This window comes from Saccharothrix deserti, from assembly GCF_009769385.1.
GTDB lineage: Bacteria > Actinomycetota > Actinomycetes > Mycobacteriales > Pseudonocardiaceae > Actinosynnema > Actinosynnema deserti.
Map to the genome: position 1 here is coordinate 464,481 of NZ_VKAB01000002.1, position 12,062 is coordinate 476,542.

The 12,062-nt window shown below is 70.4% G+C and carries 11 protein-coding genes; 1 reads left to right on the forward strand and 10 read right to left on the reverse strand.

Annotation, left to right across the window (positions count from 1 at the left end; genetic code table 11):
* Window positions 1-6: 6 nt before the first annotated feature.
* The 4 genes from FM051_RS16835 to FM051_RS16850 are packed head-to-tail and all read right to left on the reverse strand — an operon-like array spanning window position 7 to window position 5,567.
* A complete protein-coding gene (locus FM051_RS16835) occupies window positions 7-2,406 on the reverse strand; it encodes a beta-glucosidase family protein (protein WP_158843932.1) in 2,400 nt (799 codons plus the stop codon).
* 47 nt (window positions 2,407-2,453) lie between these two features.
* Complete coding sequence (locus FM051_RS16840; protein ID WP_158843934.1) at window positions 2,454-3,335, reverse strand: carbohydrate ABC transporter permease; 882 nt, start codon at window positions 3,333-3,335, stop codon at window positions 2,454-2,456.
* Complete coding sequence (locus FM051_RS16845) at window positions 3,332-4,285, reverse strand: carbohydrate ABC transporter permease (RefSeq protein ID WP_158843936.1); 954 nt, start codon at window positions 4,283-4,285, stop codon at window positions 3,332-3,334. Before FM051_RS16845 ends, FM051_RS16840 begins: the two co-directional genes overlap by 4 nt.
* Before the next feature lie 7 nt (window positions 4,286-4,292).
* On the reverse strand, window positions 4,293-5,567 hold the full coding sequence (locus FM051_RS16850) for an ABC transporter substrate-binding protein (RefSeq protein ID WP_158843938.1): 1,275 nt from the start codon (window positions 5,565-5,567) through the stop codon (window positions 4,293-4,295).
* A 211-nt stretch (window positions 5,568-5,778) separates the two neighbouring features.
* Between FM051_RS16850 and FM051_RS16855 the strand changes: the two genes are divergently transcribed.
* On the forward strand, window positions 5,779-6,816 hold the full coding sequence (locus FM051_RS16855; RefSeq protein WP_158843939.1) for a LacI family DNA-binding transcriptional regulator: 1,038 nt from the start codon (window positions 5,779-5,781) through the stop codon (window positions 6,814-6,816).
* Between the two features lie 103 nt (window positions 6,817-6,919).
* Here the strand turns inward: FM051_RS16855 and FM051_RS16860 are convergent, their stop codons facing one another.
* The 6 genes from FM051_RS16860 to FM051_RS16885 all read right to left on the reverse strand — a co-directional run bounded on the left by FM051_RS16860 (window position 6,920) and on the right by FM051_RS16885 (window position 12,017).
* A complete protein-coding gene (locus FM051_RS16860; protein WP_158843940.1) occupies window positions 6,920-8,026 on the reverse strand; it encodes a CU044_5270 family protein in 1,107 nt (368 codons plus the stop codon).
* Window positions 8,019-8,612: an RNA polymerase sigma factor gene (locus FM051_RS16865; protein ID WP_158843941.1), complete on the reverse strand. Its 594-nt coding sequence runs from the start codon at window positions 8,610-8,612 to the stop codon at window positions 8,019-8,021. Before FM051_RS16865 ends, FM051_RS16860 begins: the two co-directional genes overlap by 8 nt.
* A gap of 103 nt (window positions 8,613-8,715) precedes the next feature.
* On the reverse strand, window positions 8,716-9,327 hold the full coding sequence (locus FM051_RS16870) for a TetR/AcrR family transcriptional regulator (RefSeq protein WP_158843942.1): 612 nt from the start codon (window positions 9,325-9,327) through the stop codon (window positions 8,716-8,718).
* 50 nt (window positions 9,328-9,377) lie between these two features.
* Window positions 9,378-10,001 carry an SUKH-4 family immunity protein gene (locus FM051_RS16875; protein ID WP_158843943.1) on the reverse strand — a complete coding sequence of 208 codons (624 nt, stop codon included), beginning with the start codon at window positions 9,999-10,001 and terminating at the stop codon, window positions 9,378-9,380.
* Window positions 10,002-10,060: 59 nt separating this feature from the next.
* A complete protein-coding gene (locus FM051_RS16880; RefSeq protein ID WP_158843944.1) occupies window positions 10,061-10,372 on the reverse strand; it encodes a YiaA/YiaB family inner membrane protein in 312 nt (103 codons plus the stop codon).
* 124 nt (window positions 10,373-10,496) lie between these two features.
* Window positions 10,497-12,017 carry a right-handed parallel beta-helix repeat-containing protein gene (locus FM051_RS16885; protein ID WP_238412452.1) on the reverse strand — a complete coding sequence of 507 codons (1,521 nt, stop codon included), beginning with the start codon at window positions 12,015-12,017 and terminating at the stop codon, window positions 10,497-10,499.
* Between the last annotated feature and the right edge of the window lie 45 nt (window positions 12,018-12,062).

The following is a 12,062-nucleotide window of genomic DNA, read 5'->3' on the forward strand; positions in this document are numbered from 1 at the left end:
CCGCTCCTATTGGCCGAGGTCGTGGACGACGTGGGTGCTGGTCAGCCGACGCGCGCCGGCGAGGACCAGCGGCGCGCCGGTGAGCCGGACGTCGGTGCGCAACGAGAGCGCGCCGACCGACGCGCCGGTCGCGAACGTGATCAACCCTGGTTCCACCACGCGGTGTCCGTCGACGCCGGTGAACGACAGCACGTCGGCCGGCACGTCGAACGCCACCACGCGCGCCTCCCACGGCGCCAGCCCGACCCGGGCGAAACCGACGAGCTGCGTGACCGGCCGGACGACCGAGGCGACCGGGTCGGAGGCGTAGAGCTGCACGACCTCGTCCACCGTGCGGGAGCCGGTGTTGCGGACGGTGACGCGCACTTCCACCGAACCGTCCACAGTAGACTCTTCGACGTCCGCGGACAGCGACTCGTACCGCACGGCCGAGTAGGACAGCCCGTGCCCGAACGGGTACAGCGCGGTCGGGTCCAGCGCCGAGATGCCGTCGGTCTTCGCGCCGAGCGGCGGCTGGAGGTACGTCGACGGGTTGATGGACCGCGAACGCGGCACCTGCACGGGCAGCCGCCCGGACGGGTTGACCCGGCCGCTGAGCACACCGGCGACGGCCGTCGCGCCTTCCACACCGGGGAAGAACGCCTGGACCACGGCGGCGGCACGGTCCGCGTACTCACCGAGGGCGTACGGGCGTCCCGACACGACGACCAGCACGGTCGGCGTCCCGGTGGCCAGGACCGCGTCGACCAGCTGTCCTTGGACACCGGGCAGCCGCAGGTCGGCCGCGTCGCACCCCTCACCGGAGGTGCCCTCGCCGAACAGCCCCGCCCGGTCTCCGACGAACAGCAGCGCGAAGTCCGATTCCGCCGCGATCCGAGCGGCCTCGGCGATGCCCGAGTCGTCGTCACCGGAAACCTCGGCGCCTGGGGCGTACCGGACGTCGGTCCCGGTGAACTCCGCCTCGATCTCCTGCCGGATCGTCGCGATCGGCAGACCCATACCGCTGTCGGGGAACCGGTGCAGCACGTGGTTGGGGAACGCGTAGCAGCCCAGCAGGGTCCGGGCGTCGTCGGCGCACGGCCCGATGACCGCGAGCCGCCCGACACCGGCCTGGCCCAGCGGCAACACGCCGTCGGGGTTGGCCAGCAGCACGACCGACCGTTCGGCCACCGCACGGGCGAGCCGCCGGTTGTCGGCGTTGTCCAGGTCGACGTCGGACGCGGAGTCCGGGACGAGCGGGTCGCCGTCGAGCAGCCCCAGCTCGATCTTCTGCCGCAACACCCGCCGCACCGAGTCGTCCACCACCGCCTCGTCCACCGCGCCGGAACGGACGTGCTCCACCAGCCGCCCGCCGTAGCCGCGCGTCTCCGGCAGCTCCACGTCGATGCCCGCACGGATCGCGATCGCGCCCGCCGTGCCCTCGTCGTCCGCGATCCGGTGCATGGAGGCCAGGAACGGCACCGACCAGTAGTCCGAGACCACCGTCCCGGTGAAGCCCCAGTGGTCGCGCAGCAGTTCCCGCAGCAGTGCCGCGCTGGCGGCGACCGGCACGCCGTCGACGTCGGTGTAGGAGTTCATCACCGAACGCGCGCCGCCCTTGCGCAGGGCGGTTTCGAACGGCGGCAGGATCACGTCGGCCATCTCGCGCGGGCCGATGCTGACCGGCGCGTGGTTGCGCGCGGCACGGGACGCGGCGTAGCCCGCGAAGTGCTTGAGCGTGGCGATGATCCCGGCGCTCTCCAGGCCGCGCACGTACGCCGCGCCCAACTGGCCGACCAGGTACGGGTCCTCCCCCAACGTCTCCTCGACCCGGCCCCACCGGTAGTCCCGCACCACGTCGAGCACCGGGGACAGGCCCTGGTGCACCCCGACGGCCCGCAGGTCGCGCCCGATCGCACCGGCCATCTCCCGCACCAGGTCGACGTCGAACGTCGCGGCCCACGCCAACGGCGTCGGGTACGCGGTCGCGCCGAACGTCGCGAAACCCGTGAGGCACTCCTCGTGCGCGATCGCCGGGATGCCCAGCCGGTTGCCCTCGACCACCCGCTGCTGCCAGGAGCGCAGCCGCTCCACGCCCTCGGCCACGCTGATCGGTGCGGTGCCGAACACGCGGGTGAGGTGCCCGACCCCACCGCGCAACTGCTCGTCCAGGTCGGCGGTGGTCGACACCGTGAAGACGTCCGGCAACGGCGCCGACTGCGCCGCCGAACCCCCGCCGTCCGAACCGCCGCTGTCGGCGCTGGTCGTGTCGATCCACACGGACCCGAGCTGCGCGACCTTCTCCTCCAGCGTCATCGCGTGCAACAGGGCTTCCACCCGGTCGTGGAGCGGCAGGCCCTGGTCGCGCCAAGGGGTGTCCCCCGGCGCGTCCGTGTCGTCCGGGGACCGGTCGGTGACTGAGGTCATGTTCTTCCTTGCTGTCGCTGATGGCTGTCGCGGATGAGTCGGGCGCGTCAGCCCTTGAAGGCGCCGTCCAAGATGCCCGCGACCATGCGCCGCCCGACGACGGCGAACAGCGCGACGAGCGGGATGGTAGCCAGGAACGAGCCGGACATGGCCAGGCCGAGGTCGATGTCGTAGCTGTTCTGGAGGGCTTTGATGGCGATCTGGGCGGTGTAGCGCTCCGGCGACTTGAGCACGATGAACGGCCACAGGAAGTCGTTCCACGCGGTCACGAACCCGAACAGGCCCAGCACGAACGCCGCCGGGCGCACGATCGGGAACACGATCCGCCAGAACACCTGCCACGTGCCGGCGCCGTCGATCCGCGCCGCCTGGAGGAGTTCGTCGGTGATCGTGGCGGAGATGTGCTGGCGCATCCAGAAGATGCCGAAGGCACTCGCGAGGCCGGGCACGACCAGCGCCTGGAGCGTGTCGACCCAGCCCAGCTCCGAGATGATCATGTACTGCGGGATGATGGCCAGCTGCGTCGGCACCGTCATGGTGAGCACGACCACCAGGAACAGCGCGTTGCGGCCGGGGAAGCGCAGTTTGGCGAACGCGAAACCGGCGAGCGAGCACAGCAGCGCGTGGCCGACGCCGATGGACGTGGCCACGAACAGGCTGTTGGCCATCGCCTGGAGGAACGGCACGGTGCTGAGCACCAGCCCCGCCAGGTGGAAGAAGTTGCCGCCGGGCACGATCTCCGGCGGCAGCTGCGTCGCCGTGGCCGTGTCGGTGGTGGCGACCACGAACATCCAGTACAGCGGGAAGAGGGACGCGATCGCGGCGGAGACGAGCAGGACGTAGCTCCACCACCGGACGCGGTCGATGCGCCGACGTCGTGGCGGCGCCCCGGATGATCGTGCCCGGGATCGTGCGCTGGTGGTCGTCATCGTTCCGCCCGGATGCGCGTCGACAGCAGGTAGTTGATCAGCGCGACCACGACCACCAGCACGAACAGCGCCACCCCGATCGCCGAGCCGTAGCCGAACTGGAACTGGCCGAAGCCCTGCTCGTAGAGGAACAGCGTCAGGGTCTGGCACTGGCGGATCGGCCCGCACGTGAGCGGTGCGCTGCGCGAGAGCAGCAGCGGTTCGGTGAAGATCTGGAGGCCGCCGATGGTCGACGTGACGACCGTGAAGATGATGACGGGCCGCAGCGACGGGATGGTGATGTGCCGGAACTGCTTCCAGCCGCTCGCCCCGTCGATCGCCGCCGCTTCGAAGACGTCACGCGGTATCGCCTGCAGTGAAGCCAGGTAGAGCAGGGTGGTGTAGCCGAACCAGCGCCACAGCACCATCGTCGCGATGAGGACGTGGCTGCCCCACGTGGACTGGGTGAAGTCGACCGCCTCCACCCCCACCAGCCCGAGCAACCAGTTCAGCAGCCCGTAGTCCCGGTCGAACAGCTGCGCGAACACGATCGTCGTCGCGGCCACCGACGTGATGTACGGGACGAGCACGGACATGCGGAAGAACAACGCGAACCGCAGCCTGGCGTGGTTGAGCACGTGCGCCAGCAGCAGTGCCAGCGCGAGCTGCGGCACGGTGGACAGGAACCAGATGCTCACCGTGTTGCCGGCCGCGTTCCAGAACCGCGGGTCCTCCAGCATGCGGGTGAAGTTGTCCATCCCGATGAACGTGTGGTCGCCGATCGGGTTCCAGTCGAACAGCGCCACGTAGAACGTGAACAGCAGCGGGAACAGCCCGAACACCGCGAAGATCACGAAGAACGGCGCGATGTAGGCGTACGGCGCCAGGCGCTCGCCGATGCGGCGGAAGGGCCGTCCGGCGGGTGGTGGCGCGGGCGGGGCGGTGCGCGCGGGGGCGAGTGTCGTGGTCACCGCGTCGTCACTTGCCGATGGCGGTCTTGATGTTCTTCAGCGCCTCGTCCCACGCCTTGGCCGGATCGCCGCCGCCCTGCTCGACGTTGGTGATGGCGTTGAGGAACTCCTGGCCGATGGTGGAGCTGTCCGGCCCGATGACGAACGGCTTGAGCCCGAGCAGCGAGGCGGTGTAGATCTTTCCGGTCGGCGCGTCGGAGAAGAACGGGTCCTTGTGGCCGGCCAGCGCGGGGTCCTCGTAGACCGACGGCGTGGTGGGCAGCGAGCCGGAATCCACGAAGTGCTCCAGCTGGCCCTGCGGGGACTGCGTCTCCTTGATGTAGTCCCAGGCGGCCTTGGCGTTCTTGGCCCGCTTGGGGATGGCGAGGTAGCTGCCGCCCCAGTTGCCCGACTCGCCGGGGATCACCGCGATGTCCCACTTGCCCTTGGTGTCGGGCGCGTTGCTGCGGATCTGGTTGAGCATCCACGACGGCGCGGCGATGGCAGCGAACTGGCCCTGCGCCATGCCCGCGCTCCAGCCGTTGGAGAACGACGACTGCTTCGCCGTGATACCGGCGTCGACGGCCTTCAGCGCCTGGTCGAACGCGGTCTTCACCTGGGGGCTGCTGCCGTAGACCACGCCGCCCTTGTCGTCGTAGTACTTCTGCGGGCCCTGGTTGACCGACTGGTGGAACACGCTCGTCGCCGCGTTGTCCACGAACGCCTTGCCGGTCGCCGCCTTGTACTTCTTGCCGGTCTCGATGAACTCGTCCCACGTCGGCCACAGCGCGCCGACGGCCTCGCGGTCGGTCGGCAGGCCGGCGGCGGCGAAGAGGTCCGTGCGGTAGGCGACGGCCATGCCGCCGACGTCGGTCGGGATGCCCAGGATCTCGCCGCCCGCGGCGGTGCTCTGGCTCATCACCCAGTCCAGGTAGTCGCCCTTGATCCCGTCCGCGCCCAGGGTGCGCAGGTCGACGAAGTTCTGCGACTGCTGCACGAACTTCGGCAGGTCGTCGCCCTGGATGAGGACCAGGTCCGGGACCTTCCCGCCGGCCAGCGCGGTCGTCAACGACTGCGCCGTCTCGACCGAGCTGCCCACCTCGGTCAGCTTGACCTCGATGTCGGGGTGCTTCGCCTTGTAGTCGTCGACCGACGCCTTCTGGTTGATCCCGGTGAACGACCAGAACTCGAACGACTTGCCGTCGCCGGCACTGACGGCGTCGCCGCCGGAGCCGGGGGAACAGCCGGTGGCCAGGACGAGGGCCGCGGCGAGGGCGACCGGCACGGCGGTGCGGAGTTTCACGGCGGGTCTCCAAAGGGGGATCAGGGACACGTGAGCGCGATCTCCGGCCGGATGGTCGCTGATACGTTCGGCGCTGAAAGTTTCGAAGCAAGTTCCGATTCTTACCGCCGCGACAGTAAGCGGGGTCACATCCCCCGGTCAAGACACCCGAAGGCAACGCGTCCGAAACCTTCGGGAGAAACGGCGAAGCACGGCGTTAGACTTTCGGGCCATGACCTACCCGCGGGAACCGGCGTCCGGCCCGGCCGACGGCGAAGGCGCCACGATCGCCCAGATCGCCGAGCTGGCCGGGGTGTCCGTCGCGACGGTGTCCAAGGTCGTCAACGGGCGCTCGGAGGTCGCCGTCGAGACCCGCGCCATGGTGGAAACCGTCATCCGCGAGCACGGCTACCGGAGGCAGAAGAAGATCAACCGCGCCGCGCTCGTCGAACTCGTGTTCCACGAGTTGGAGGGCGCGTACGCGATGGAGGTCATCAAGGGCGTGGAGCGGGTGGCAAGCGAGCACAACCTCGCCCTCGTGCTCACCGAGCTGCACGGTCGGCACACGCCCGGCCGGACCTGGATCGAAGGCGTGCTCGCCCGCCGTCCCACCGGCGTGATCACGGTGTTCTCCGGGCCGACGCCCGAGCAGTGCGACCAGCTCAAGAGCCGCGGCATCCCGTTCGTGCTGGTGGACCCCACCGGCGATCCGGGGCACGAGTTCCCGTCGGTGGGCACCAGCAACTGGAGCGGCGGCCTGTCCGCCACCCGGCACCTGCTCGACCTGGGTCACCGCCGGATCGCGGCGATCACCGGACCGCCGCACGCCCTGTCCAGCCGGGCCCGGCTCGACGGTTACCGCGCGGCGTTGGACACGGCGGGCGTGCCGGTCGACCCGGAGCTGGTCCGCGAGGGCGACTTCAACATCGCCGACGGCCTGGCGCACACCCGTGACCTGCTGCGACTGGCCGATCCGCCGACCGCCGTGTTCGCGTTCAACGACGCCACGGCGCTCGGCGCCTACCAGGCCGCGCACGAGGCGGGGCTGCGCATCCCGGACGACCTGAGCGTGGTCGGCTTCGACGACGTGCCGCCCGCCCAGTGGGCCATCCCCGCGCTGACCACGGTCCGGCAGCCGTTGAGGGACATGGCCGCCGCCGCGACCGACATCGTGCTGGCCATCGCGAACGGCGACACACCGGACCGGCACCGCCTGGTCCTGGCCACGGAACTGGTCGTCCGCTCCAGCACCGCCCGCCCACGCGCCTGAAGCCCACCTCACCGAAACAAGACAACGATCAGTCCGAAACGTACGAGGGGCCCGTGCGCCCCCGAAGCGCACGGGCCCCTCTCCAAGCCGCCTGACTCCCCGATCAGCCGGCGGGCTTGACCCCGATGGCGTCCACGACGCCCGTGGTCACCGAGGTGAACTGCATGACGGTCCCGGCCTTGAAGCCGTCCACGTCGTCGGTCATGACCTGGCGTTCGCCGATGAACTGGCCGGTCGCCGGGTCGACGATGACGTCCTGGCGCCGGTCGCCGTCGTCGACGCCCAGCGCGATGCCGATCCGGCCGCCCAGGTTGGCCTGCCCGTCGGTCACCTGGAGACCGGGGACCTTCGCCAGCGCCTTGTAGATGTTCGCCCGCACGTCCTTGGTGATCAGGCCGCTGCGCAACGCGTCGGCGGCGTAGACCAGCAGCTCGATGCCACCCCGGTCGTTGTCCGGCGCGTCGGCCTGCAGCCGTTCGAACAGGGCGTCCGGGTCGGTCGGCAGGCCCGCCTGCCACGCTGCGGTCGGGATCTGCCAGCTGCCCTCGTTCTGGCACTTCACGTCCGAGTAGAAGTCGCCGCACTTCGCGCGCCACTCCCCCTCCGGCCAACCGCCCTCGGTCTCCGCGCCGGCCGCTTTCGCCTCCTCCTCCGTGCCGATCACCCACTGCCGGTTGCCGGTGACGTCGCGGCGCAACATCCACTCGTCCTGCTCGTTCGCCGGGGCCCACGTCTCCATCAGGTTCTCCGCGAGCAGGGCGAACTTCTCGTCACCCATGTCGTGGGTCGCCATCCACCAGGCGTGCGTGGCGATGTAGCGGTACTGGCCGGGGCCGACCGGCTCGTCCACCGCGCCGATCGCCTGCGCCGCCGCCCGGTCCAGCGTCGCCACCGCCTCCGCGGTCGCGGGCGCCTTGCCCCGGAACGGGAGGGTCTGCGCGATCAGCGCGCCCGCCACCAGCACGCCGACGGCCGCCGCCGCGGCCACCCAACGCCGCGCGGACCGGCGCGGTCGAGGTTCCACGGCCGTGGCGACCTCGGGTTCCTGTGTAGTGGTCACTTGCGTCTCCCCCTGCTCGGTGGTGATCATCAGCGCCGCCCTGGCCCGTGCGAGCACCTGCTCGTCCGTGCGGACGTCGGCGTTCACGGCCTCCAACGCGGCGTCCAGCTCGTCCTCGGTCCAGACGCGGCGGATGTTGTCGTCACTCATCGCCGCTCCTCGTGTGTTCGGTGTTCGACGCGTGCGCCCGCAACCGCCGCCGCACGCGGTGCAGCCGGGAGCGGACCGTGCCGACCGGGATGCCGAGTGCTTCGGCCACCTCGTTCGAGTCCAGTCCGGCCCAGCTGGTCAGCAGCAGGACGTCCCGGTCACCCGCCTCCAGGTCGACCAGGGCGCCGGCCAGCAGCCGGGCCCGTGCCGAGGCGTCGACCTGGTCGGCCACCCGGTTCTCGTGGTCCTCGTACCCGGCGGTCGACCCGGCCGCCCGCGCCGCCGCGTGCAGCCCGCGCACCTCCTGCCGCACGTGTCTGCGCAGCAGGTTGGTGGCGATGCCGTAGAGCCAGGACCGCGCCGTGCCGCGGCCGGGGTCGTACCCCGAACGGGTCTGGTAGGCGACCAGGAAGGTCTCGCCGACGAGGTCGTCGGCCAGGTGGCCGACCCGGCGCGCCAGGTACCGGTGCAGCGGCCGGGAGTGCCGGTCGAACAGCTGCCCGAAGATCCGCGACAGGTGCGGTCCGGACAGGTCCGGCCGGTCGTCGGTGTCCGACGCCCCGTCGCCGCCCGTGTGATCGGTCATCGTCCTCACACCTGGTGTTGCCCGCAGCGGTCCGCCGCGTTCACGCCAGGATCGTCAGGCCCGTCAGGCCCGTCAGGCCCGTCAGGCCCGTCAGGCCGGGGCGTCAGTCGAACAGGACACCGTGCAAGGTCGAGGTGAGGTGGCGCGTCAACTTGTCGGCCGACATCGCGGCGAGCGGGCCGTCGGCCAGCACGTACCGGCTGAACGTGACGCCGATCAGGTACGCGCCGAGGAGGTCGACGCGCTCGGCGACGTCCGGGCTGTCGAGCACCGTCCGGTACGCGCCAAGGCTTTCCTCGCGCATCGCCCGCAGCAGCGCCTTGGCCGCGTCCTGGTCCGTGGCGGCGCTGCGCAACAACGCGACGAACGGGTCGGCGCTGTCCGCCGACTCCATCCGTTCGACGTAGGCGCGAGCGACCCGTGCGGCGAGCCCTTCGACGTCACCCTTGACGCTGTCGGCGAGATCGCGCGTACCGGGCACGGCAGCGAGGAACAGCTGCTCCTTGGACGAGAAGTGCAACATCACGAGCCCGTGCGTCACCTCGGCCCGCCGCGCGATCTCCCGGATCGTCGCCTTGGCATACCCGCGCTCCGCGAACACCGACCGCGCCGCACCGATGATGGCCACCCGCCGCCCCTCGGGATCACGCACCCGCTTCCGCTTCTCCTGCGCCTCAGGTGCGGGCGAGCCGGACTGCGACGGCTTGGGCGACATGCCCCTACTGTACAGCTGGACAGTAACGAGGTCGGCGCGCCGGTCGGGCTCTACCAGACGTCGATGATCACTCCGTGCCAGAACCCGGAATCGGCACGGACGGCGGGATCGATGGCCTGGAACCGTCGCAGAACATGACGGCACAGGTCCAGATACTCAGCGTAGGGCTCGTCGGCCGGCCGCCCCGCTCGGTAAGCAAGCACCTCGGCCTCTCCCGCACGCCTCTGCTCCTCCGCCAGCAGCGGCAGGATCCAGTGCCACCGCCAGGCGCAGTCGACCAGGGCGGCGATCGTCGAGTTGACCAGCGAAGGCTGGATGCCGGAGGGGTGCAGGTGCGCCAGGTCGGGGTGGACATCCGTGTACCTCGGTAGCGCGAGGACGTCGCCCACACCCTCGACCGCGACGAGCCTCGCCGTGCCGTACGAGCCGAGCACGTAGAACGAAGACCCATCCGCCCCGGTCTCAGCCTGTTCGGAAGTCTGGTACCCGCCGACGACACCGAGGAGACCGTCGTCTCGCGCCGGCGGGAGCCCATAGCGGCTCAGCGCCGACTTCCCCGGGTCGGGCAGCCTCCAGGCCGCCGCCCGCGATACCGGCAGGACCGGTACACCGCCCGACCGGGCCAGATCACGCAGGGCCAGATCACGCAGGCTCGCGTCGAGGATCCGATCCACCGCACCCCGCGTTCCGACCGCCTCCACACCGCCGAAAATACGCGACGCGGAGGCAGCGGTCAGATCGACTCCACCCGGTACGGGTCGTGCTCGGCGAGCAGCTTCTCCAGCCTCGCCTGATCCACCCGGCTCACCACGTACGTCTCCTCCTGCCGGTCGCGGATGCACTTGGCCAGGGTGAACGCCGAGGTGACGGTGAACAGCAGGCCGAGCGCCAGGAACGCACGCACCCAACCGGTCACCGGCAGGTAGGCGACGCCGAGCCCGACGGCGCCCAGCGACACGGCGAACGACACCACCGCCTGCGCGAAGAACGCGGTGGTGGTCGGCGAGTGCTGCCTCGCCGTTGAGGACATGGCGGTTGACGTCATGGACGAAGAGTCCCGCCGACGTGGACGGATGTCATGAGTACAGCTACTCAATCGCACTGACCCCGCCGGGGGCCTGACGGCGGGACCGGGGTGGTCACCCGGTCCCGCCGCGTGACGCGATCGGTCAGAAGCGCGCTCCGACGTCCGCGCCGTTGCTCGGGCGCAGGAAGGTGGAGGACGGGATCGAGCCGTCGGCGGTGCGCGGGCCCGTGATCGTGCCCGCGTCCGTGCTCACGAACGACCACGTGCCGCCGAGGTTCCACGAGTTGCCGCTGCCGGTGGAGTTCGAGCCCAGCGAGACGGCGGTGCCGTTGGCCACCGCCAGGTTCTTCGTCAACGTGCTGGACGAGCGGTTGAAGTTGAAGCCGGTGCCGGGGTTGTCCCACGCGGTGCTGCGCTCGATCTTGTGCTGGCCGGGGTTGTTGTTGTCGATGAAGCCGCCGACCGCGTTGTCCCACGTCATGCTGTTGCGCACGGTGTGGTTGGCGGACACGCCGTTGCCGCCCAGCTTGAACCCGTTGCCGTCACCGGTGAAGTCGGGCAGGTTCCAGCGGTTGAACCCGTTGCCCCAGGCGAGGCTGTTCTCCAGGAGGATCGGCGAGGAGAACATCCAGTAGTCGAGCCCGTCGTCGGAGTTGTTCCACAGCCGCGCGCCACGCACCACGTTGCCGCTGCCGCTGCCTTCCTTGATGGCGAGGCCGTCGGCGCTCTCGCCGTTCTTGCGCGGGTCGCGGTTGCCGTAGGCGTCCAGGTTGATGATCTGGTTGTTGCTCGAAGCGCCCTGGATGTGCAGACCGGACTCGTAGTTGTCCCTGGTGACGAGCCGCTCGAAGACGCTGTTGTTGGTGTCCAGACCGAAGATCCCGTACGGGCCGTGGATGATCTCCAGGCCGATCAGCCGCCAGTAGTCGCCCTCGATGTGCACGGCGCCGCGCTCGGGGCGCGGGATGCTGGAGCCGACGGCGCCCGGCGTGTAAGGCATGTTCTCGCCGTCGATGATCACGCGCTCGTTGTTGTAGTTGCGCATGGTGATCGGCTGGCTCGACGTGCCGTTCTTGAGCAGCTGGATGTTGGTGCTGGGCGCGTACGTGCCGGCGCGGAGGTAGATGGTGTAGCCCGGCTGGGCCAGGTCGACCGCGCGCTGGACGGTGCGCAGCGGTGCGGCCGGCGTGCCGGCGTTGCTGTCGTTGCCGTTGGGCGCCACGTACAGCGCGTTGGCCGGCGCCGGTGTGCTGTCCTGGGTGAAGTCCAGGTAGTCGACGTTGGGCAGGCCGGTGGCGGTGGTCGGGCTGAACCGGATCGTGCTCGTGCCCGCCGGCACCGAGATCGACACGGTCTTCGACGCCCACGTCGACCACGCGCCCGTCGCCTCGAACGAGACCGACTGCACGGTGGAGCCGTTGACGACGACGTCGGCGGGCCGGGCGGTGGTGCCGCCGTTGGCGAACCGGACCGCGACCGTCGCGGAGCCCGCCGTCGCGTTGACGGTGAACTGCGCGGAGGCTCCGACGGCGTTGTCCGCGTTGCAGAACCCCGTTCCCGAGTAGCCGGACCAGTTGGTGTCGATGGTGCCCGTGCAGACGGCGGGCGAGGTCTCGGCCTCGTGGTGCGTCGTCGCGGCGGTCGCCGTGGGCCCCGGTAACACCAAGGCCGCGACTGCGACCAAGGCGGTGGCTGCGACAAGGGGTTT

Excerpts from the sequence above, each read along its gene's own strand:
- FM051_RS16835 (WP_158843932.1), bottom strand. The coding sequence starts at position 2,406 with ATGACCTCAGTCACCGACCGGTCCCCGGACGACACGGACGCGCCGGGG.
- FM051_RS16865 (WP_158843941.1), bottom strand. The coding sequence starts at position 8,612 with ATGACCGATCACACGGGCGGCGACGGGGCGTCGGACACCGACGACCGG.
- FM051_RS16840 (WP_158843934.1), bottom strand. The coding sequence starts at position 3,335 with ATGACGACCACCAGCGCACGATCCCGGGCACGATCATCCGGGGCGCCG.
- FM051_RS16860 (WP_158843940.1), bottom strand. The coding sequence starts at position 8,026 with ATGAGTGACGACAACATCCGCCGCGTCTGGACCGAGGACGAGCTGGAC.
- FM051_RS16870 (WP_158843942.1), bottom strand. The coding sequence starts at position 9,327 with ATGTCGCCCAAGCCGTCGCAGTCCGGCTCGCCCGCACCTGAGGCGCAG.
- FM051_RS16855 (WP_158843939.1), top strand. The coding sequence starts at position 5,779 with ATGACCTACCCGCGGGAACCGGCGTCCGGCCCGGCCGACGGCGAAGGC.
- FM051_RS16880 (WP_158843944.1), bottom strand. The coding sequence starts at position 10,372 with ATGACGTCAACCGCCATGTCCTCAACGGCGAGGCAGCACTCGCCGACC.